This is a genomic window from Thalassospira sp., assembly GCF_040218635.1.
GTDB lineage: Bacteria > Pseudomonadota > Alphaproteobacteria > Rhodospirillales > Thalassospiraceae > Thalassospira.
Map to the genome: position 1 here is coordinate 215,511 of NZ_JAVJRB010000009.1, position 22,133 is coordinate 237,643.

The following is a 22,133-nucleotide window of genomic DNA, read 5'->3' on the forward strand; positions in this document are numbered from 1 at the left end:
CAAGCACGGTTCAGGAGAGGAAAGAACCCACCATGGCGGACATTTTAAGTCCATCGACGCCCGAACAGCTGCGCGAAGCAGTTGGCTGGGCCCTTGGGGCCAAGACCCCGTTGGAAGTCATCGGATCAGGCACCAAGCGTGCCTTTGGACATGCCGTGAAAACCAATGCTGTTCTTGATTGTTCAAAACTGTCGGGCATCCTGTTTTATGAACCCGAAGAATTGGTGATATCTGCCCGTGCGGGCACGCCACTTGCCGATATCAAGGCTGCTTTGGCAGAAAAAAATCAGCAATTTCACTTTGAGCCGGGAAATTTTCCGGGCCTTCTGAGCGAGAAGGCTGTTTCTGATGCCGGAACGATTGGCGGGTTGGTGGCCTGTAATCTTGCCGGGCCACGCCGGATCAAGGTCGGGGCGGCACGGGATCACTTGCTGGGGTTTGAAGCCGTTTCAGGCCGGGCAGAAGATTTTAAGTCCGGTGGCCGGGTGATGAAGAATGTCACCGGGTTTGATTTATCAAAATTGATGTCGGGATCCTTTGGCACATTGGGCGTGATGCATACCGTGACCCTTAAAGTCATGCCCTGTGATGAAACATCAGCAACCGTCATAGCCACCTGTAATGATCCGCAATCAGCGTGCAAGGCAATGACCCTTGCCATGCGCAGTGAAAACGAAGTGTCGGCTGCTGCATGGATTTCATCCAGTGATGTCAATGCACTGGATATCCCGATGGCATCGGAACTTGGCAGCGGTTTGGTGGTTTTGCGTGTCGAAGGCCCGAAACCATCGGTCGCATGGCGGGCAGAGGCGCTGTGCAAAGCGCTCGCACCATTTGGGGAAACCCATGAACTTTCCCATGCCTACAGCCAACGTCTTTGGCAGTTTGTTGCCGATGTTAAACCGTTTGCCGGATCGGCCGAGAAGGCCGGGTTGCTATGGCGGGTGTCGGTTCCACCGGCCATTGGCGGCGATGTTTGTGTCAGTCTTTTGGATGCAACCGGTGGCCGGGTGATGATGGACTGGGCCGGGGGATTGATCTGGTTACAGGTTTCAGGGACGGATGCGATGGACGGCGTAATCCGGCAAATTGCGCGCAATGCAGGTGGTCAGGCTGATCTGGTGCGCGCGCCGGAAATCGTGCGCGAAACAGTGTCTGCGTTTCAGGCCGAAAGTCCGGCACTGGCCAAGATCAATGCCAAGATAAGACGTAATTTCGATCCCGAGGGGATCCTTAATCCCGGACGATTGATGCCAAGTAACCTGATCGGGGAGGGCGCATAATGCAGACGAACTTTAGTCCGGCCCAACTTGAAAACCCGGTCATTGCCGAAAGTGAACAGATCCTGCGCAAATGCGTGCATTGCGGGTTTTGTACCGCGACCTGCCCGACATTTGTGACGCTGGGCGATGAACTTGATAGTCCGCGCGGGCGCATTTATCTGATCAAGGATATGCTTGAAAATGACAAACCGGCAACGGATCGGGTGGTCAAACATCTTGATCGCTGCCTGTCATGCCTGTCCTGCACAACCACCTGTCCGTCCGGTGTTGATTACATGCATCTGATCGACAATGCGCGCGCCCATATCGAAGAAAATTATGAACGTCCCTTGGGTGATCGGCTGTTGCGGAAGTTGTTGGCATTGGTCGTTCCCAATCCGACGCTGTTTCGTCTATCCCTGATCGGGGCGAAGTTTGCCGCACCATTTGCCCGCTTTATGCCCGGACGTCTCAAAGGCATGGTTAAAATGGGGGCGCGTTCGATGCCACCACCCAGTTGGGTCGATAAGCCACAGGTCATTCCGGCGATTGGCACGCGCAAAGGTCGGGTCGCCATCCTGACCGGCTGCGCGCAGCAGGTTTTGGAAACAGAGATCAACGAATCGACGGTTCGTCTATTAACCCGGCTTGGTATCGAGATCGTTGTTGCCAAGGGGGGCGGATGTTGCGGGTCCCTTGTCCACCACATGGGCAAGGAAGAACAATCTCATCATCAGGCCAAGGGCAATATTGATGCATGGTCGGCGGAACTGGTCGGTGACGGGCTTGATGCCATCGTGATTACCGCATCTGGATGTGGCACCACGGTCAAGGATTATGGCCATATGTTGCGCAATGATCCGGCCTATGCCGACAAGGCCGCCACGGTTTCCGCATTGGCCAAGGATATTACGGAATATCTGGCCGGTCTTGATGTGAGCGCGGATGTGTTTGCCGGTGCGCAACACGGGAATCCCCGGGTTGCCTATCATTCGGCATGTTCGATGCAGCATGGTCAGAAAATCACCCGTCCGCCGCGTGATTTGTTGAAACAGGCTGGTTATGAGGTTGTCGAGATTGCCGAAGGGCATCTGTGTTGTGGATCGGCCGGGGTTTATAACCTGTTGCAGCCGGAAATCGCAGGGCAGCTTCAGGAACGCAAACGCGGCAATATCCGTGCAACCCGGCCTGATCTGGTCGCGACCGGCAATATTGGCTGCATGATACAGATTGAAACCGATGACCTTAAGGTTATCCATACCGTTCAGTTGCTTGATTGGGCCGCAGGTGGGCCGATCCCGTCCAAGCTAGAGGGCAAAATGGGTGAAGCGGCGTTGGCGGGTTAGCCAGCAGCGACAAAGCTTATAAAGATCAAAACAAAAGATGGCAGGGATGAACCTCTGCCGTCTTTCGTTTTATGCGGATTGTGATCAGCCGGTCTGCACCGGGTGTTTTCGGTGCGTCCATGCCAGATTGTTCCGTTAATTAGCTTTGTTCTTTGCCAAGCAGGCTTTGCGCGATGCCTTCGGCGGCCGACCCTTCGCTGCTGTCTTCGGCATAGGCTGCGGTTTTGTCGCGAATCCATTTGATGGCTTCGGCGTCGTCAATTTCGACTTTTTGCGCGACAAGAGACAGGATCGCTTCAATCGCAAGAACGTGCGAAGCCACATTGTTTACAGCGACATGCAGATCATCAATATGCCGCGATGCTGCTTCGGACATTTCACCGAGTTCACCAGACAGTTTCTGGATCAGTTCCTGAATCTCGTCGATTGAGGCATTGCTCATGTCGTTCTCCTTATATGGTTAGCAACACTTAGCACGTGCAGCCCGATTGTTTTTCCTTGGGGTAACAGTTGCTTGGAATCGCGGGCATGTAAAGAAATTGCTCGGATTTGTCCCGCGCGGCGGCGTTTGGTTTCGATCAGGTTCAGGCCGTTAGCTAATTGTGACAGTTATTGTTACAGCCAAAGATGACCTTAGGCGGATTTTCAAAAAATGCCGCTGCAATGGGTATATAGCGGGAATATCGAATTCATCATAAGTAGTTGAAATATTTATTGAATTGTCGTTATTTTTACTGCCCTGATACGTTGTCACATAACGTTAACAAAACTGACGCAATACCGTAAGCACCCAGCGGTAGAGTCCGGCTCGCAGATCGTTGCACCGTTCCAAACCGGAACTACCATTGGGGAATATACCATGAAGAAGACTCTTGCTGTTGCGGCGCTTATGAGCGTTGCCTTTGCTGGCGCTGCCGAAGCGCGCGACCAGATTCGTATCGTTGGTTCGTCCACCGTGTTTCCGTTCGCAACTGCTGTTGCTGAAGAATTCGGTAAAACCACTTCGTTCAAGACACCGGTTATCGAATCAACCGGTTCTGGCGGTGGCTTGAAGCTGTTCTGTTCCGGTGTTGGCGAACAGCACCCGGACATCACCAACTCTTCGCGTCGCATCAAGAAGTCCGAAGTTGAAACCTGCGCAAAAAATGGCGTAGCAGAAGTTACCGAAGTTAAAGTTGGTTATGACGGCATCGTTCTGTCGAATTCCAACGAAGCACCGGAACTTGACCTGACCAAAGAACAGATCTTCCTTGCTCTGGCCAAAATCGTTCCTTCGAAAGATGGCAAGTCGCTGGTCGACAACTTCTACACCACCTGGTCAGACATTGACCCGAGCCTGCCGGACGTTAAAATCGAAGTTCTCGGCCCACCGCCGACCTCCGGTACGCGCGATGCCTTCACCGAGCTGGTACTTGAAGAAGCTTGTGATGAATTCCCGGCAATCGCTGCTCTGAAAGACACCAACAAAGATCAGCATAAAGCTGTTTGCGCTGGCGTTCGTGAAGACGGTGGTTATGTTGAAGCTGGCGAGAACGACAACCTGATCGTTCAGAAACTTGAAGCAAACCATGATGCCCTTGGCATCTTTGGCTTCTCTTTCCTCGACCAGAATGGCGACAAACTTCAGGGTTCGAAAATTGCAGGCGTTTCGCCGACTTTCGAAGCAATCTCTGACGGTTCGTACCCGGTATCGCGTTCGCTTTACTTCTACGTAAAGAACGCACACGTTGGTACGATCCCGGGCATTCAGGAATACCTGACCGAGTTCACCGCGGACAAAGCTTGGGGTGACGAAGGTTACCTTGCTGACCGTGGCCTGATCCCGATGGATGCTGCCGAGCGTGAAGCAGTTCGTAATGCTGCTGCAAATCTTGCTCCGCTGAGCATGTAACGCGATATTTCAACCGATGGCAGCATGTGCTGCCATCGGTTTCTTTGTTTCCAGGCTTGATTAATTTATTGTTTTTGTCCTATTGGCCTACCATCTGATTCCTTCAGGCCCACCTGGCAAACGGATTTAATGTAATGTCCCTGTCTTTCCTGTTGCTCGCGGTTGCCGCACTTTGTGCGCTGTCCTTCTATTTTGGACGCCAGCGGGCCGTGGCCCTTTCGGGTGGACGGCACAGTAACCTTCATTCACTTCCTGCCCATTACGGGACATATGTTGCCCTGTGGTGTGGTATTCCTGCGTTGCTGCTGCTTTTTGTCTGGTACATCTTCCAGGGATCGGTCATTGAAGCAATGATCATTGCTGATCTGCCAGTCGAGATCACCAGTGACCCTGGGCAGCTTTCGCTTGCCTTGAACAGCATTTCGCTGATTGCAGCCGATAACGGGCAGCATTTAAGCGTTTCACCAGAAGTGATCGATGCGGGACGGCGGTTGGCCAATTTGCAATCCATCGCAAATGGCGCACTTGTTGTTCTGATCTTGTGTGCTGCGATGGTCGGAATTTCGGTTTCCTATCGCAAAATTGAACCCGAGATGCGCGCACGCAACAATGTCGAACGTATTTCACGTTGGGTGATGATTGCCTGTTCGGCCATTGCCATCCTGTCGACGGTTGGCATTGTGTTTTCGCTTTTGTTCGAAGCGCTGCATTTCTTTAGCAAAATCAGCCCGCTTGAATTCCTGTTCGGTCTGGAATGGAGCCCGCAAACGGCAATCCGTGCCGATCAGGTTGCCTCTGACGGTGCTTTTGGGGCCATTCCGCTGTTTGTCGGCACACTTTTGATCACCATCATTGCGATGTGTGTGGCGGTGCCGATCGGTTTATTCTCTGCCATTTATATGGGGGAATATGCATCACCAAAATTCCGCGCCGTTGCAAAACCGGCTCTTGAAATTCTTGCCGGTGTTCCGACGGTTGTTTACGGGTTCTTCGCCGCACTGACCGTCGCACCGTTCTTGCGCGACAATGGTGCGATCCTTGGCCTTGATGTCAGCTCGGAAAGTGCGCTGGCAGCGGGCCTTGTGATGGGTGTCATGATCATTCCGTTCGTATCGTCGCTTTCCGATGATGTGATGTCGCAGGTGCCGCAATCGTTGCGCGATGGATCTTATGGTTTGGGTGCTACCAAATCAGAAACCATTCGAAACGTGATTTTCCCGGCAGCGTTGCCCGGGATCGTTGGTGCGGTTCTGTTGGCAGTATCGCGTGCGATTGGTGAAACCATGATTGTTGTGATGGCCGCAGGTCTTGCTGCGAACATGACTGTTAACCCGCTTCAAGCCGTGACGACTGTGACAGTTCAGATCGTGACCCTTCTGGTCGGCGATCAGGAATTTGACAGTGCTAAAACCCTCTCGGCCTTTGCGTTGGGGCTGGTTCTTTTCCTTGTCACCTTGGGCCTGAACGTATTTGCCCTTAAGGTAGTTCAGAAGTATCGCGAGAAATATGACTGATATGGCATCTCTCATGGAAGACAGAGCCGCGGCAAAGGTGATCTCGGACAAAATGCATAAGCCGGTTGACTGGGATAATCCGAAAATCGCGCGTAACATCAAAAAACGTTACGCAGCGGAGCGTCGGTTCAAGATGTATGGCCTGAGCGCAATCTACTTGGCGCTTTTGGTTTTGTGTGTGCTTGCAGGGTCGATTGGATCAAAGGGCTATACCGCCTTTTTCCAGACCTATGTTCAGCTTGAAATTCATTTCGATCCGGCGGTGATTGACCCGGATGGAACCGGCGATCCAGAGGTGATTGGCCGCGCGAATTTTGATGGCTTGATCAAAGGTGCCTTGCAGGACAAATTCCCCGAAGTCACAGCACGCCGTGACAAGCGTAACCTGTATGGCATTGTTTCGGGTGGGGCATCTTATGATCTTCGCGCCCGGATTATGGAAAACCCGAGCCTGATTGGTCAAACCCGTAAGGTCTGGCTGATTTCCGGTGATGATTTCGACATGCTCAACAAAGGCTATATTGATGCCGACATTGACGAGGGCAGTCGTCGCCTGAACGATCAGGAAATTGGATGGTATGACACGCTGGTCGCCGAAGGTGCGGTGGAAAAACAGTTCCATTCGCGCTTCTTTACCAGTGGTGATTCCCGCGAGCCGGAACTTGCCGGTATCTGGGGGGCTGCGGTCGGGTCGTTTTATACACTTCTTGTGACCCTGAGCTTGTCTTTCCCGATCGGGGTTCTGGCTGCAATTTATCTCGAAGAATTCGCACCAAGAAACCGTTTCACTTCGATTGTCGAAGTCAATATCAACAACCTTGCCGCGGTTCCGTCGATTGTGTTTGGTTTGCTGGGGCTTGAGGTTTACCTCAATGTCATGCATCTGCCGCGATCCGCACCGGTTGTTGGTGGTTTGACCTTGGCACTGATGACCTTGCCGACAATCATTATCGCATCGCGTGCCGCGATCAAGGCGGTTCCGCCGTCGATCCGCCAGGCCGCCCTTGGTCTTGGGGCATCACCGGTTCAGACCGTAACCCATCATGTGTTGCCCCTGGCAATGCCGGGCATTCTGACCGGAACAATCATTGGCATGGCGCAGGCTCTTGGCGAAACAGCACCGCTTTTGATGATCGGCATGGTGGCCTTTATCGTCGATATTCCCGGTGGGGCCCTTGACCCGGCAACGGTTCTGCCGGTTCAGATCTATCTGTGGGCAGACAGCCCGGAGCGTGCCTTTGTCGAGAAAACTTCGGCCGCCATTATGGTGTTGCTGGGCTTCTTGATCCTGATGAACGGATTTGCCGTGTATCTGCGCAAAAAATTTGAACGGAAGTGGTAAAATGGCTGTTGTAACCCAAAGCGCTATGACGGCAGAGCCGTCGGTCACAAGCCCGAAAATGACGGCACGCGACCTTAATCTTTCCTATGGCGACAATCAGGCGCTTTTTGATGTCAATCTTGACATTGTCGAGCGTCAGGTCACGGCATTGATCGGCCCGTCGGGTTGTGGCAAATCGACTTTCCTGCGGTGCATGAACCGTATGAACGACACCATTGACGGGGTAAGCATCCAAGGCGAAGTGACCCTTGATGGCCGCGACATTTATGACAAGCGGATTGACGTTGTTCAGTTGCGTGCACGGATTGGCATGGTGTTCCAAAAACCAAACCCGTTCCCGAAATCGATCTATGACAATGTGGCCTATGGTCCGCGCATCCATGGTCTGGTGAATTCTCGCGATGAACTTGACGAAATCGTCATGACATCGCTTGAACGTGCCGGTCTTCTTAAAGAAGTCAAAGATCGCCTGCAGTCACCGGCAACCGGTCTTTCCGGTGGTCAGCAGCAGCGTCTTTGCATTGCACGCGCGGTTGCGGTCAGCCCGGAAGTCATTCTGATGGATGAGCCTTGCTCGGCACTGGATCCGATTGCAACGGCGAAGGTCGAAGAGCTGATTGATGAATTGCGTTCGAACTACACGATTGTGATCGTGACGCACTCCATGCAGCAGGCTGCACGTGTGTCGCAGCGGACCGCATTCTTCCACCTTGGCAAGCTTGTCGAAGTTGGTGAAACAGATCAGATTTTCACCAACCCAAAAGACGAACGTACCAAGGGTTATATCACTGGCCGCTTCGGTTAAGCGCCCGCAGGAGAGCGAATAAATGGCTGACGACAAAACACATATCGTGAGTTCGTTCGACGAGGAATTGACCCGTCTGAACAACATTATCTCGCAGATGGGCGGGCTTGCAGAAAGTCAGCTGATTTCTGCGATCCGATCGATTGTAAAACGTGATTCCGAGCTGGCTGAAAAAGTCATTCTGTCGGACCACCGGATTGATATTCTTGAACAGGAAGTGCAGGACTTTGTCGTGCGTTTTCTGGCCTTGCGTCAGCCGATGGCAGATGACCTGCGCCATGTTGTGACCGCCCTCAAGCTGTCGAACGATCTTGAACGTATTGGTGATCTGGCGAAAAACATTGCCAAACGGGCACAGGTTCTTAACCAGATCCCACCGATCCGTCCGGTTCAGGTTATCCCGAATATGGGTAAACTGGCCCAGGAAATCATCAAGGATGTTCTGGACGCCTATATCGAAGGCGATGCGGAAAAAGCTGAACGCGTCTGGGCACGCGATCAGGAAGTCGATGATATGTACAATTCGCTGTTCCGCGAATTGTTGACCTACATGATGGAAGATCCGCGCAATATCACCGCGTCGACCCACATGCTGTTTATCGCCAAGAATATCGAACGTATTGGCGATCACGCGACCAATATCGCCGAGACGATTTATTATCGGATCAAAGGCGAAGACCTGCCGGCAATTGATCGGCCAAAAAACGATGCAGCGAACTTTGCTGTTGTCGAACCAAATGAGTGACACTGGAGCATAGGAAGATGGACCCAACGGTTCTTATCGTCGAGGACGAAGCTGCAATCGTGACCATGTTGCGCTATAACCTCGAACGCGAGGGGATGCAGGTTGTTGAAGCCGGAGACGGTGACGAAGCGTTGAAGATTCTTGCTGAAACGCATGTCGACCTTGTCCTTTTGGACTGGATGTTGCCAGTCATGTCAGGGATCGAGGTCTGTCGCCAGATCCGCCGCAAACCAGAAAGCCGTGATCTTCCGGTGATTATGGTAACCGCACGCGGCGAAGAAGGTGATCGCATCCGTGGCCTTGATACCGGGGCGGACGATTATGTGACCAAGCCGTTTGCAATTGGCGAATTGCTTGCCCGTATCCGGGCGCTTTTGCGCCGATCCGGCCCTGCGCAACCACAGGGGCAGTTAGTCTATTGCGATATCGAAATGGATCTAGCAGCCCACCGGGTCAGCCGAAATGGCAAGGCCATCCATCTTGGCCCGACGGAATTCCGTCTTTTGCGCTATTTCCTTGAGCATCCGGGACGCGTTTTCTCGCGCGAGCAGCTTTTGAATGCTGTGTGGGGACCGAATATTTATGTCGAGACCCGTACGGTTGACGTTCATATCCGTCGCCTGCGTAAGGCACTGAATGATGTCAAAGGCACACGCGATATCATTCGTACCGTGCGTGCTGCGGGCTATGCGCTGGATTCAGAAACCGCTGCCTGATTTGAGTTTTGTGGTGGTGAGGTGAACTTACCCCAGACGATTGACTTACTTACCAAAACCCCCGCTGCATCAGGCTGCGGGGGTTTTGTAGTTCTGGCGCTATGTTCTAGGTTCTACTTGCTTTTGGGGTTGGTCGGCTTTGCGGCACGGGGTTTTCGTGCAACAGGTTTCTTTGCCCCTGGCTTTTTGACAGTCGGTTTTTTTGCCGCGGCCTTGCGCACAGCCGTCGTCCGCGTTGCGGTTTTTCGAACGGCGGTCTTCTTGGCAGGTGCTGCTGCGGGCTTGGGGGCCTCTGCAACCAGCGGTACGGTCGGCTGCGTAACGGTTTCCTGTACTTTTCTGCGTTGGCTGCGCGGGGCCAGTTCATTCATCAACAGCATGTCGGCACGACGGAACTTGGCGATTTCGGCATCGATTTCTTCTTGCGGAACGTCGCAGGCCGACAGCACATGGTCAGACAGCCGCAATCCGGTTTCAAGCACTTCGGGGATTGCAGCATCGGCACCGCTGCGCGACAGCGGACCAATGTGGGTGATGTCCTGTGCACGGGCAAAGATTTTCAGATGTGGGTAATGCTGGCGTAACAGCGCTACAGTTTTTTCGGTTGCATGCGGGTTGCCCATGGCTACAACCGCAATTTTTGCTTCTTCGGTGCGGGCCGCCCGGAACGTTTCCGGACGTGATCCATCGGCAAAGAACACCGGAAGACCTTCTGCCCGCCCGCGCGAGACTTGCTGTGCATCACTATCAAGAACGATAAACGGAATTTTGCGGGTCTTAAGCAACCGGGCCAGAACGCGGCCAACACGCCCGCTGCCAATCACAAGAACATGCTGGGTGATGCCTTCGGCCTCATCAGATATCGGACCAAGTTGATCGTCATCTTTAGGGTTCAGCTTTTCTTCGATCTTATGGCCAAGTGTGATCAGGCTTGGGGTTAATGCCATGGACAGGGCAACCACCGGGATTAACATCGCAGCCAACTCAAACGGGATCGCCCCGTTTTGCGCGGCCAAGGCAAACATGACAAAGGCAAACTCACCCCCCGCCGCAAGGCTCAGCGCAACGCGTATGGCCGTGCCCTTTTCGAACTTCATCACCATCGCCAGAACAAACAAGACGCCCGTTTTGATCGCGATCAGCGCAATCAGCGACATCATGACAGTGCCAAATTGCGTATAAACCACGTTGGCATTGACCGACATGCCAACTGACATAAAGAACAGCGACAGGAAAACCCCGCGGAAGGGGGCAATGTCGGCTTCGATCTGATGGCGGAATTCGGTTTCGGCAAGCATCACACCGGCGATAAAGGCGCCAAGCGCCATCGAAAGCCCGGATATTTCGGTCAGCGTGCTGGCGGCCAAAACGACAAACAATGTGCCGATGGCAAACAGATCGGGGTTCTTAAGCGATGCGATATAGCCAAACAGGCGGGGCAGCAAATAGCGCCCGATAAGCAACAGGACCGCGACCGAGCCAAATCCAAGCAGGATACTGATCCAGGGGCTGGTTTCCGTACCGGCATTGCCCGCCGCCTGCACCATGATTAGAAACGGGCCAACAGCCACGTCCTGAAGAAGCAAGATCGCAAGGGCCGCGCGGCCAAAACGGGTATTGAGTTGGCGATCGTCTGAAAGCTGTTTGAGGATGATGGCTGTTGATGACAAAGCCAGCGCACCGGCAATGACCAATGCGGTCGGAAGGGGAAGGTCACTTATGGCCAAGACCCCAAGCAGGGCAGCCATGGAAACCAGGATTTGCAACAGACCAAGGGCAGCAAAGCGTCCGCCAATCACGCGCAGCCGTTCGCGCGATAATTCCAGACCGATCATGAAAAGCAGAAAGACAACGCCCAGTTCGGCCACCGTGGCGATGTCTTCGCGTTCATTGATCAGACCCAGTCCAAACGGCCCAATGCAAAAACCGCCGATCAAAAAGCCGATAATCGAATTGGCGCGCAAACGATGCGCGATAGGCACTGCTATGATCGCGGCAGTCAGGATCAGGAAGAGTTCGAACAAGACGCCTTGGTGCATGGCCAATAATATTCCGGCAGGCGGTTAAATTACTGAAAACAACGAGATTAACACGATAGCGAAAATAACCATGCCAGTCGTGCGGAATTTTAAATCAGACGGCACAATTACCGGGCAAGGAATTGATTTGATGCAAAGTTTGGGGCCGCTGAATTTTATAAAGCGGCGAATAGCAGATTGGGACTGCAATGTGATAATTGTCATCGCGTGATGACTTGCCATTCCGGATGCCAAATGCCATGTTCCGCGGGCCTGATCGGGCGTACCTTTAAACGATAGCCAATACGAGCAAACGCATCTTGGAACAGTTCATTCCTTATATTCAGATTGTCGCAGGTCTCATTCTTTTGACAGCCGGTGGCGAGTTCATCGTACGGGGTGCGGTTGGTCTTGCCCTGTTACTTGGGGTGTCCAAGGTCATTGTCGGTCTGACGATTGTTGCGGCGGGCACATCTGCCCCTGAATTCGTTGTTTCGTTAAATGCGTCGTTGAAGGGTACTGCCGATATTGCGATGGGCAATGTGGTGGGCTCCAACATTGCCAACATCCTTTTGATCCTTGGCGCGGTTGCGGTGCTTAAACCGATTGCGGCAGGGCGTGTGACGGTGGTGCGCGATGGCGGGACCATGTTGCTGGGTACCGTATTGTTCATCGGGCTGTGCATGTTTGGCGTGATTGAACGTTGGGCAGGGGGCTTGATGCTGTGTGTTTTGGCGGCAATTTGGTATTTCACCTATCAGCATGACAAAAATACACCAAGCCCCGCCAGCAATCTGCACGAAGAAGAAGTCGATGAAGTTGGCGAGATGCCAACAGGTTGGACAAAACCGATTATCGCAACCGTGATTGGCATTGTTGCCTTGATGTTTGGGGCCGAGTGGCTGGTTGATGGTGGTGTGGCGGTTGCCCGTGAATTTGGCGTGTCCGAAGCGGTCATTGGTCTGACTTTGGTGGCGTTTGGCACATCCTTGCCAGAACTTGCCGCATCGATGGTGGCAGCATTCCGCGGCCATGCCGATGTTGCATTGGGCAACGTATTTGGGTCCAATCTTTTGAACCTTCTGGTGATTATTGGCGGTGTTTCATTGATTGCGCCGATCCCGGTTCCGGATCAGATTTTGACATCTGATATCTGGATCATGTTGGCCGTGACGGTTGGCCTGCTGGGGGTTGCCTATGCATTTCGCAATATCTCACGCGTCACCGGTGGTGCATTCGTGATTGCGTATCTGGTGTATGTCTTCCAACTTGTTGCGGCATAGAACGTCAGATCAATAGCAGTGGCGGGTTGATAAAAGGATCAGGACAGCAATGACAGGTCAGGTGCCAAAAACGGTTTTGATTACAGGTGCGGCAAAGCGCATTGGTCGGGTTTTGGCCCTTGATCTGGCCAGACGCGGCTATGACGTGGCATTGCATTGTCATCATTCGCGAAAAGATGCCGATCATCTTGCCGATGAAATCCGCGGTCTTGGGCAGCGCGCCTGCGTGATATCAGCCGATCTTGCCAATGAAGAAGATACCCATCGCATCATCGGCGAAGCCCAAGCGGCCCTTGGCCCGATCGGGGTTCTGATCAATAACGCATCGACCTTTGAATATGATGATGTCGAAAGTGCCACTCGCGAAAGCTGGGATCTTCATATGGCGGCCAATTTGCGCGCGCCTTTTGTCCTGTCACAGGAGTTTTCCAAACACCTTCCAAACGACTGTCAGGGTGCGATCATTAACCTGATTGATCAGCGGGTCTGGAATCTGAATCCGCACTTTATGACTTATACTTTGTCCAAGGCGGGGCTTTGGACCCTGACCCAGACGCTGGCATTGGCATTGGCGCCGAGAATTCGCGTGAATGCCATCGGGCCGGGACCTGCATTGCCTAGTACCCGACAAACACAGGACGTTTTTGATCAGCAATGTGCGAAAACACCCCTGAAAGTTGGGACAAACCCGCAAGAGATTTGCGACGCAGTTCGATTTTTCCTTGCCGCGCCGGCCATCACCGGGCAAATGTTAGCCCTTGACGGCGGGCAGCACCTTGATTGGGCGCCCAGTGGCGACAATGACAAGCCAGAAGAATGATGCCAGAGATGAGTGCTCAGCATTAATCTCAGATATCAGGCCGGACGGGCATGGCGTGACACCGAAGACCCATGCCAACAAGCAGCACAAGGAATACCGGAATATGACCGCAGGCCTAAAACAGGACGCCAAAATTACGACATTGCCGTTTGCCGATTTGGCAGGCAGCCTGCGCCGCGTCTTTGTGCGCGATATGGTGATGCATACCTCTATCGGTGTGTATGACCACGAAAAAGAAACCCCCCAGCGTGTCCGGATCAATCTTGACCTGGCCGTATTGGAAGGGGATGGCGTTCAAAATGACGATATCATGACGGTTCTGAGTTACGAGGACCTTGTGGTTGGCACCCGCCGTATTTGTCAGGACGGTCATGTGAACCTTGTGGAAACACTTGGGGAAAAACTGGCCGATATGTGTCTTGCCGATACCCGTGTGCGCAAAGTGATCGTCCGGGTTGAAAAGCTCGACGTTTTTGAAGACGTCTCGGCGGTCGGGGTCGAAATAGAGCGGCACAATATCGCCCGTTAATTCACCGCACATTTCGGTGAAAAATTTACTTTTTCAGTTCGCCACGTCAAGGGACTCTGTGATTCCTCTAGGGCGAATCGTAAATATCCTTATGCACAAGCATTTGACGGGTTGGAATCAAAGGGAAATATTCATTTTTTACGGCTGTATTACCGATTGATTTCAGGTTGACAGTAATTTTAGTTAATTAAATCAAACACTTAACTGTTTTGCTCAATATTTGGGCACTTCATAGAACGTTAAGACTCTCAAGGGGTGCAGGAAGTCACCCCCCTATTACCCACATAGTTATCCACAGTCTTGGTGGACATCTTTTTTCCGGGGCGATTCCCTCTGGTGCTGTTGAGATGTTAATCTTTTCAGCTATGTTTCAAAGTCCTGCCCGGCTGTGACGACCGTCACAACTTTGGATGTATTTATGCGATTATGGAGTGCCTTCGATGAAGCCGCCTGTTTCCTCCGAAAGCCCGACCGGGGACGAGCCCCCAAAACGGGAAATCGGTTTGTCACTTGATGGTGATAAATCCGAAGGAGGTGCCGCACGGGGTGTCGAGGCGGTCAAGGATGCACTGAAAACCATGCCGGGATCACCGGGCGTCTATAGGATGCTTGATGACAAGGAACGGGTTTTGTATGTCGGCAAGGCCAAAAACCTTAAAAAGCGGGTGGTGTCCTATACACGGATCATGCAACTGCCGCTGCGTATCGCGCGGATGGTTGCCCAGACGGTCCGGATGGAAATCATCACCACCCATACCGAGGCCGAAGCCCTTCTTCTTGAATCCAATCTGATCAAGAAGCTTAAGCCGCGCTATAATATCTTGCTGCGCGATGACAAAAGCTTTCCCTATATCCTGATCACCGAAGATCACGATTACCCGCGGATCGTCAAACATCGCGGTGCAAGGGCAAAAGACGGCAGTTGCTTTGGTCCGTTTGCATCCGCCTGGGCGGTGAATAATACGATCAACCATTTGCAACGGGCGTTCTTATTGCGGTCCTGCACAGATGCAGTGTTCTCCAACCGGTCGCGTCCTTGTTTGCTGTATCAAATCAAACGTTGTGCGGCGCCTTGTGTGGATCGGATTTCCAAGCCGGAATATGACGGGCTTGTTGATATCTGCCGGGATTTTCTGACCGGGCGCAGCCAGAAAATTCTTAAGCAGCTTGAAACTGACATGATGGATGCATCTGAAAAGATGGCGTTCGAGCAAGCTGCGATGTATCGCGACCGTATTCGTGCGCTTAGCCAGATACGATCGCATCAGGACATTAATCTTGAAGGTGTTGAAGAGGCCGATGTGATTGCCCTGCATCACGAAGGCGGCCAAAGCTGTGTTCAGGTGTTCTTTTTCCGGTCCGGGTCAAATTACGGCAATCGGTCCTATTTCCCGCGCCATGAACAGTCGGCTGAAATCCCGGAAATCCTGTCGGCCTTTGTGGGGCAGTTTTATGCAGACAAGCCAGCACCCAAGCAGATTTTCCTATCCCACGAGATCGAAGGGCAGGAACTGGTCGAAAGCGCGCTTGCCATCAATAATGACCGCAAGATCGAACTGGTTGTGCCCAAGCGCGGTGGCAAACGCAAACTGGTTGAACATGCCCTGACGAATGCCAAGGACGCGCTTGGCCGTCGCATGGCCGAAAGTGCGACCCAGCGTAAACTGCTTGAAGATTTGGCAGATAAGCTTGATCTGGAAAATACGCCCGAACGGATCGAGGTTTACGATAACAGTCATACCCAAGGGACCAACATGGTCGGCGGGATGATTGTCGCGGGACCAGAAGGGTTTATTAAAAACGCCTATCGCAAATTCAACATCAAGACCGACATTGCGCCGGGCGATGACTTTGCCATGATGCGCGAAGTTCTCACAAGGCGGTTTGCCCGTGCCCAGAAAGAGGACCCGGACCGCGAAAACGGGTCCTGGCCGGATCTGTGTTTGATCGATGGGGGCTTGGGCCAACTCGGTGTTGCCAAGGCCGTTCTTGAAGACCTTGGCATCGAAGATGTTATGCTGGTCGGGGTGGCCAAGGGCGTTGACCGGAATGCCGGTAAGGAAGTTCTGCATATTCCGGGCAAGGCACCCGTGCGATTGGATATGAAAGACCCGGTCTTGTATTTCATTCAGCGTATGCGCGATGAAGCACACCGTTGGGCGATTGGCACACACCGGGCAAAACGCGCCAAACAGATCGGTAAAAGCGTTCTGGATTCGGTGCCGGGTGTTGGTGGGGCACGTAAAAAGGCGCTTTTGCATCATTTCGGATCGGCACGCGGGGTTGCGGATGCCGGGTTATCCGATCTTGAGGCCGTGGGCGGGATCAGTGCGGCTTTGGCGCGCAAGATTTATGACCATTTTCACAGCGAAAACTAAATCGAAAATCGATTAATCGGCATTTATTAAGGGACTTGCGTGTATTTGGGCACGCAAACCTTGTGGTTCGTACGCCAAGGCTTTAATAATTGCCCGACCTTGGGGCCGCACGCGTGCTCCAAACCGTAAAGTCATCGCCGTAAATATCCGAAAACAGGCCTGTTTATGAAAAACCAGATTCCTAATCTGCTGACTTTGTCACGCATTGTCGTGATCCCGGCACTGGTCGCATCGTTTTACATTGACGGCCCGGTAGGTAACTGGATTGGCTTTGTGCTGTTTGCCCTTGCCGGTATAACGGATTTCTTTGACGGCTATCTTGCACGCAGCATGAATGTGGTGTCCCCACTTGGCCGGTTCCTTGATCCAATTGCTGATAAGTTGCTGGTCGCGGCGGCCTTGATGATGATGGTGTCGTTTGAACGCATTGCCGGACTTTCGGTATTGCCCGCAGTGATCATTATGTGTCGCGAGATCATGGTTTCTGGCCTGCGCGAACATCTGGCGGAACTTAAGGTTCCTTTGCCAGTAACCGTGTTGGCGAAATGGAAAACCACGGCCCAGATTTTGGCGATCGGGTTCCTTTTGGTCGGCGATGCGTCGCCGGACTTGATCCCGTCGATCCTGATTGGTGATATCCTGCTGTGGATTGCCGGTATCGTGACGGTTCAGACCGGGTATATTTACCTGCGTACGGGGCTTAAATACCTCGATTAAGGTTGGCCTCCGATCACGGTTTGAAGGTGGCGACTTAAAGGTGGCTTTGATGGCACGCGTATCCGTTCAAGAACATGATTTTGATCCGGGGGCAGAACTTTCTGCCCTGACCGATGGGCGTACCGATATTGGTGCGGCTGTCAGTTTTGTCGGGTTGGTGCGTGATATCCATGGCGGGGATCAGGTATCCGCACTTACCCTTGATCATTATCCCGGCATGACCGAACGCGAACTTGAAAAGATCGCCGATGCGGCATCAGATCGCTGGCCGCTGGATGGCATACGCATTGTCCATCGGTATGGCCGGATGTTGCCCGGTGAACGGATTGTTCTGGTGATTGCTCTCGCGGCCCATCGCCGTGCGGCGTTTGAGGCCTGTGACTTTGTTATGGATTTCCTGAAAACCCGCGCACCGTTCTGGAAACGTGAAGAAACGTCAGAAGGGGATAAATGGGTTACGGCAAAGGCATCAGATGATGCCGATGCCGATCGGTGGAATGACGCGTAAATCTGCGCTGAACCCGTTTAGACAAAGGTTACAAGGATCGAGATCAGCTTGGTCAATCCTTGTTGCAGGGTTGCCGCATCATTGATCTGTTCACGAAGCTCTTTCATCTTTGCAACGTCGGCTGCGGTAATCACAATCCCATCTTTTAATTGCCGGGCTTCAAGTTTTTCGACCAATTCTTGTGCTGTTTCGACCTTGGGCTGAAGCGTTTCTACGTCATTAATGTTGGCAGATTGAAACGCGACCTCTGCATTGATGTAGGCAAGCCTCGCCTCTGCGATCAGTTTGTTGAGATTGTTCGACATATCGGCCTCCTCCTTTTTTACCGGGTTGCGGTTTCAATCAGGTTTGTACTTTGCGTTAGCAGTTCCTGCGGGCTGAGATTGTTGATGTTATCGACAAGCGTGATCCCCTGTTCGACAGCCTGGATCAGGGATGCCACATCAAGTTTGGCGTAATTATCAATCTGGCCCTGCAGCTTCTCGCCAAGTTTGGATGCCGTGACAAAGTGGCGCAGGGTATCTGTTTGCAATCTTTGTTCAGAGCCCATCAGGGCCTGCCAATCTTGTAGCCACAATTCATACCGAAGATTCTTTGCATCTGCGTCATCGGCTGCGTCGTTGCGAATGCCATTCAGATCGGCAATCAGTGAAGCACGGCGTTTCAAAAGCTGTGGCGGGTTTTGGGTCAGGTTCTTGGTGATGGTGGCAAGCTGTGTGCGCAGTTTTTCAAGGATCGGTCCGGACTCTGTCACGGCAGACGCGCCAAAGGCAGATCCGCCTTCGATATTGTCGAAGATCGCGACAAATTCCTGATATTGCGCCCGCAAATCAGCCAATGTTGATTTCCAGGCCGCATTGGCGTCGCTGCTGTTGGCCACCGCATCCCGATCAATCAGAATAGCAACGTTTGATGCTGTAACCGGACTGTCAAACGCATCCATATTGCTTAAGAATTCGGTGCGCTGTGCGTCGGCGGATTTGGGGAAGGGGGCGAACTGTAAATTCTTCGCCGTATCAAAGGCATCAAAAGCAGATTCTGTCGCCGTGCCAAACTGTGTTGCTGACAGTTTCAGCATCTCGGCCTTTTGCGAACAGGCGCTCAGAAGCCCGACGATACAAATGATCAGTGTTCTGGATGCAAAATCACGGAATGCCATGTGTGCCCCCTTTATGTGAATGACAGCCTGTTGACGGGGAAACAGCGCATTTGTGACATTCAGGCTTACGGGACGGCAGAACCGTTATTTCAGGCAAGGTTGGGTGATTGTAGGCACGGCAAACGGTCACTCAGCTCCACGCAAGTGTTGCTGACTGATTTTATGAATAACCAAGGATGGATTATTTGCTCAGCATGAACAGTGCCTGATTGCCAATGAAATTGGCAAAGCGCGAATGACTGCCCAAGCTTACTTTCGAGCCACTTTCGTTTAGCACCATCGAGCGTTCGATCTTCACACCCATTTCATCGCACATCGCGACAAAATCGCGCACGGTGCAGAAATGAATATTGGGTGTTTCATACCACATGATCGGCAAGTTCGGATTTTGCGGCATCCGGCCATGGAACATCAAATCAAACCGGGCCCGCCAATGACCGAAATTCGGGAAGGAAACAATGGCCTTGTTGCCGATGCGCAGCAATTCTGACAGCACTTCTTTGGGGCGATGGGTTGCCTGCAAAGTCTGGCTGAGAATGGCGTAATCAAACGCGCCATCCGGGTAATCCCCCAGATCACGGTCAGCGTCGCCCTGCATCACAGGAAGGCCCTGTGCGACGCAATTGCGGACCCCTTCGTTGGACAGTTCCAACCCGCGACCATCGACATTTTTGGTGCGGGTCAGATAGCCCAGAAGTTCGCCATCGCTACACCCGATATCCAGAACACGTGTGCCCGGTTCAACCATGTCCGCAATCAACTGAAGGTCAACGCGGATGCGATCATTATGGGTCTGGGAAGATGCCCCGTTTGAGTTCGAATGGTTCATGATCAGCTCAGCCCCCGGCTTTGCGCAGCGCCTTCGATAAAGCCGCTTAGAACCATGTGAAAATCCGGTTCATCCAGCAAGAACGCATCATGGCCCTTGTCACTTTCAATCTCGACACAACTGACATTGCACGACGCGGCATTCAGCGCATGGGCAAGCAGGCGGCTTTCGGCCGTGGTAAAGCACCAGTCGCTTGAAAACGAAACGACACAAAACCGGGTTTTGCAGCCGGTAAAGGCATCGGCCAGCCGCCCGTCATATTCAAGCGACAGGTCGAAATAATCCATCGCACGGGTGATATAGAGATAGCTGTTGGCATCAAACCGGTCGACAAAGCTTTTACCCTGATGGCGCAAATAGCTTTCGACCTGAAAATCCTGATCAAAACTATACGTAATCGCGCCACGGTTCTGGAGCTTGCGCCCGAATTTACGATGCAAGGCAGGCTGCGACAGATAGGTGATGTGCGCAGTCATCCGCGCAACGGCAAGGCCCCGCGCGGGTTTTTTGCCTTCAAGCAAATAATTGCCACCACACCAGTCCGGGTCGGCCATAACCGCCTGACGCCCGACTTCGTGAAAGGCGATGTTTTGTGCTGAATGGCGGAAGGATGTTGCAATCGGGGCTGCTGCAAAGACGCGCTCGGGATAGCTTTTGCACCATTCAAGAACCTGCATGCCGCCCATCGATCCGCCAATCACGGCAAACAGGCTATCGATGCCAAGGGCATCAATCAGCATGGTTTGCGCGCGCACCATATCGGCGATGGTAATTACCGGGAAATCAAGGCCCCATGGTTTGCCGGTTTCAGGATTGGTGTCCTTCGGGCCGCTGCTGCCAAGGCATCCGCCGATGACATTGCTGCAAATGACGAAATATTTGTCGGTATCGATGATCTTGCCCGGCCCGACAATTTCACGCCACCAGCCTTCTTTGCCGGTGATCGGGTGAACATCATCGGCAACATATTGATCGCCCGTCAGGGCATGGCAGACCAGAATGGCGTTGGTTTTATCGGCATTTAACGCGCCATAGGTCTGATAGGCCAAGGTGAAGGGTCCGAATTCAATACCACTATCGAGGCGCAACTTGTCCGTTTCCCCAAGGACCATATGGTGGCCGGGAAGCGGCGGGCGCTTGTCTTTGTTGGCAGCGGTGGACATGAATATCGGATTCCCTGTTATCGATGATTTGCCTGCCAAACGCGAAGGTCTTTAGCCTTCTGACATTGGTTTGCAGGAAATTCGCTTGTTCTAGCTATGAACAGGACGGGGTTTAGTCAATCTTTTCTTTGCATTTCTGCGGCCCTGTCCTAATACTGTGCGCCGTTTTACAAAAGAGTTGATCATGGCGCTAGACGACAAAAATTTGGCAAATCTTGACCTTGACGGGTTGCGGGGCGAGATCGATGAAATCGATCAGGCGCTGCAATCGCTGATCATTCGCCGGACCAATGTTGTACAGGCTGTGGGTGCCTATAAGGACCGTGTGATTGCGGCTGGCGGGAAGGTAAAAGTCCCTTATCGTCCGGCACGCGAAGCCCGTATCATGCGGACATTGGTGGACCGTCATGACGGTGCTTTTCCCAAAACGGCGTTGATTCAAATTTGGCGCGAGATGATCGCAGCCGGAACCCGCCTTGAAGCGTCTTATACGATTGCCCTTTGCCGCAATGCCGACGGACTTGATTGCTGGGAACTTGCACGGCTGAATTTTGGCTGTCTGAACGAAATCATTGAATATGATACGCCGCGTGAAGCGTTTGGTGCGCTTGAAGAAGGCCGGGCCGCTGTTGGCGTGTTTCCCAAGCCTGAACTGGGCGAGCCCATGCCGTGGTGGACGCTTTTGACAGAACAAAGTGCGGTCAAAGTTGTCTCGAAATTGCCGTTTGGTGGACGTCCGGTTGGCCGTGGCGAGCAAACCGAAGGTTTTGTCCTTGCAGCAATCGATCTTGAAGACAGTGGCGATGACCGGACCTTGTTTGTGGTAAGCCTGTCCAAAGAGATTTCGATGGATACGGCGCGCAAAAAAATTGCGGGCGGCATAGCCGGATCAGCAATCCTTGGCTTTTCGGATGATACGGCAGAAGATCGGCGTTTTGTTCTTGTTGATGTGCCGGGATTCTTTTGTAATCGCGCGGATGTGTTTCAGGCAACACTGGCAGAGCAGGGACTTGATCCCGAAAGCCTGCGTGTGGTTGGTGCTTATGCAGTGCCGATCAGCGAAGATGCACTAAGTTGAAAAATCAATGGCAGGCTTGTTGTGCCTGCC

General features: G+C 52.8%; 21 protein-coding genes. 15 read left to right on the forward strand and 6 right to left on the reverse strand.

The window, feature by feature from the left end:
- Positions 1-32 precede the first annotated feature (32 nt).
- Positions 33-1,283, forward strand: a complete 1,251-nt coding sequence (glcE, locus tag RIC05_RS08775) for a glycolate oxidase subunit GlcE (RefSeq protein WP_350046773.1) — start codon at positions 33-35, stop codon at positions 1,281-1,283.
- Entirely contained in the window at positions 1,283-2,608 is a 1,326-nt protein-coding gene (gene glcF / locus RIC05_RS08780; protein WP_350046774.1) for a glycolate oxidase subunit GlcF, read from the forward strand. The genes glcE and glcF overlap by 1 nt, the downstream gene beginning before the upstream one ends.
- Positions 2,609-2,747: 139 nt before the next feature.
- Here the strand turns inward: glcF and RIC05_RS08785 are convergent, their stop codons facing one another.
- A complete protein-coding gene (locus RIC05_RS08785; protein ID WP_350040503.1) occupies positions 2,748-3,050 on the reverse strand; it encodes a hypothetical protein in 303 nt (100 codons plus the stop codon).
- A 417-nt stretch (positions 3,051-3,467) separates the two neighbouring features.
- Between RIC05_RS08785 and RIC05_RS08790 the strand changes: the two genes are divergently transcribed.
- The 6 genes from RIC05_RS08790 to phoB all read left to right on the forward strand — a co-directional run bounded on the left by RIC05_RS08790 (position 3,468) and on the right by phoB (position 9,621).
- Positions 3,468-4,499: a PstS family phosphate ABC transporter substrate-binding protein gene (locus RIC05_RS08790; RefSeq protein WP_350046775.1), complete on the forward strand. Its 1,032-nt coding sequence runs from the start codon at positions 3,468-3,470 to the stop codon at positions 4,497-4,499.
- Positions 4,500-4,633: 134 nt separating this feature from the next.
- Positions 4,634-6,013: a phosphate ABC transporter permease subunit PstC gene (gene pstC / locus RIC05_RS08795; protein ID WP_350040505.1), complete on the forward strand. Its 1,380-nt coding sequence runs from the start codon at positions 4,634-4,636 to the stop codon at positions 6,011-6,013.
- Positions 6,006-7,355 (forward strand): phosphate ABC transporter permease PstA, encoded by a 1,350-nt coding sequence (gene pstA, locus RIC05_RS08800; protein WP_350046776.1) that lies wholly within the window; start codon positions 6,006-6,008, stop codon positions 7,353-7,355. Before pstC ends, pstA begins: the two co-directional genes overlap by 8 nt.
- A 1-nt stretch (position 7,356) precedes the next feature.
- Positions 7,357-8,160: a phosphate ABC transporter ATP-binding protein PstB gene (gene pstB / locus RIC05_RS08805; RefSeq protein ID WP_350046777.1), complete on the forward strand. Its 804-nt coding sequence runs from the start codon at positions 7,357-7,359 to the stop codon at positions 8,158-8,160.
- 22 nt (positions 8,161-8,182) lie between these two features.
- A complete protein-coding gene (phoU, locus tag RIC05_RS08810; protein WP_350042843.1) occupies positions 8,183-8,905 on the forward strand; it encodes a phosphate signaling complex protein PhoU in 723 nt (240 codons plus the stop codon).
- A 17-nt stretch (positions 8,906-8,922) separates the two neighbouring features.
- Positions 8,923-9,621, forward strand: a complete 699-nt coding sequence (gene phoB / locus RIC05_RS08815) for a phosphate regulon transcriptional regulator PhoB (RefSeq protein WP_350042844.1) — start codon at positions 8,923-8,925, stop codon at positions 9,619-9,621.
- 113 nt (positions 9,622-9,734) lie between these two features.
- On the opposite strand, the gene RIC05_RS08820 is transcribed toward phoB, so the two are convergent.
- Positions 9,735-11,660 carry a cation:proton antiporter domain-containing protein gene (locus RIC05_RS08820; RefSeq protein ID WP_350046778.1) on the reverse strand — a complete coding sequence of 642 codons (1,926 nt, stop codon included), beginning with the start codon at positions 11,658-11,660 and terminating at the stop codon, positions 9,735-9,737.
- Positions 11,661-11,959: 299 nt separating this feature from the next.
- Between RIC05_RS08820 and RIC05_RS08825 the strand changes: the two genes are divergently transcribed.
- The 6 genes from RIC05_RS08825 to RIC05_RS08850 all read left to right on the forward strand — a co-directional run bounded on the left by RIC05_RS08825 (position 11,960) and on the right by RIC05_RS08850 (position 17,874).
- Positions 11,960-12,922 (forward strand): calcium/sodium antiporter, encoded by a 963-nt coding sequence (locus tag RIC05_RS08825; RefSeq protein ID WP_350046779.1) that lies wholly within the window; start codon positions 11,960-11,962, stop codon positions 12,920-12,922.
- 49 nt (positions 12,923-12,971) lie between these two features.
- Positions 12,972-13,742, forward strand: a complete 771-nt coding sequence (locus RIC05_RS08830; RefSeq protein WP_350046780.1) for an SDR family oxidoreductase — start codon at positions 12,972-12,974, stop codon at positions 13,740-13,742.
- 103 nt (positions 13,743-13,845) lie between these two features.
- On the forward strand, positions 13,846-14,271 hold the full coding sequence (folB, locus tag RIC05_RS08835; protein WP_350042867.1) for a dihydroneopterin aldolase: 426 nt from the start codon (positions 13,846-13,848) through the stop codon (positions 14,269-14,271).
- 440 nt (positions 14,272-14,711) lie between these two features.
- The gene (uvrC, locus tag RIC05_RS08840) at positions 14,712-16,649 is read left to right on the forward strand and encodes an excinuclease ABC subunit UvrC (protein ID WP_350046781.1); all 1,938 of its coding nucleotides are present in this window, start codon (positions 14,712-14,714) and stop codon (positions 16,647-16,649) included.
- A 165-nt stretch (positions 16,650-16,814) separates the two neighbouring features.
- Positions 16,815-17,366 carry a CDP-diacylglycerol--glycerol-3-phosphate 3-phosphatidyltransferase gene (gene pgsA / locus RIC05_RS08845; RefSeq protein WP_350046782.1) on the forward strand — a complete coding sequence of 184 codons (552 nt, stop codon included), beginning with the start codon at positions 16,815-16,817 and terminating at the stop codon, positions 17,364-17,366.
- 49 nt (positions 17,367-17,415) lie between these two features.
- On the forward strand, positions 17,416-17,874 hold the full coding sequence (locus RIC05_RS08850) for a molybdenum cofactor biosynthesis protein MoaE (RefSeq protein ID WP_350046783.1): 459 nt from the start codon (positions 17,416-17,418) through the stop codon (positions 17,872-17,874).
- 17 nt (positions 17,875-17,891) lie between these two features.
- Here the strand turns inward: RIC05_RS08850 and RIC05_RS08855 are convergent, their stop codons facing one another.
- The 4 genes from RIC05_RS08855 to metX all read right to left on the reverse strand — a co-directional run bounded on the left by RIC05_RS08855 (position 17,892) and on the right by metX (position 20,974).
- The gene (locus RIC05_RS08855; RefSeq protein ID WP_350046784.1) at positions 17,892-18,179 is read right to left on the reverse strand and encodes a hypothetical protein; all 288 of its coding nucleotides are present in this window, start codon (positions 18,177-18,179) and stop codon (positions 17,892-17,894) included.
- Positions 18,180-18,196: 17 nt separating this feature from the next.
- Positions 18,197-19,033 (reverse strand): hypothetical protein, encoded by an 837-nt coding sequence (locus RIC05_RS08860; protein ID WP_350046785.1) that lies wholly within the window; start codon positions 19,031-19,033, stop codon positions 18,197-18,199.
- Between the two features lie 181 nt (positions 19,034-19,214).
- Positions 19,215-19,862, reverse strand: coding sequence for a methionine biosynthesis protein MetW (metW, locus tag RIC05_RS08865; RefSeq protein WP_350042854.1), 648 nt, complete (start codon positions 19,860-19,862; stop codon positions 19,215-19,217).
- Between the two features lie 2 nt (positions 19,863-19,864).
- Positions 19,865-20,974, reverse strand: coding sequence for a homoserine O-acetyltransferase MetX (gene metX / locus RIC05_RS08870; RefSeq protein WP_350042868.1), 1,110 nt, complete (start codon positions 20,972-20,974; stop codon positions 19,865-19,867).
- A 235-nt stretch (positions 20,975-21,209) separates the two neighbouring features.
- Here metX and RIC05_RS08875 point away from each other — a divergent pair, with 235 nt between their 5' ends.
- On the forward strand, positions 21,210-22,103 hold the full coding sequence (locus RIC05_RS08875; RefSeq protein WP_350046786.1) for a chorismate mutase: 894 nt from the start codon (positions 21,210-21,212) through the stop codon (positions 22,101-22,103).
- Positions 22,104-22,133: the final 30 nt, after the last annotated feature.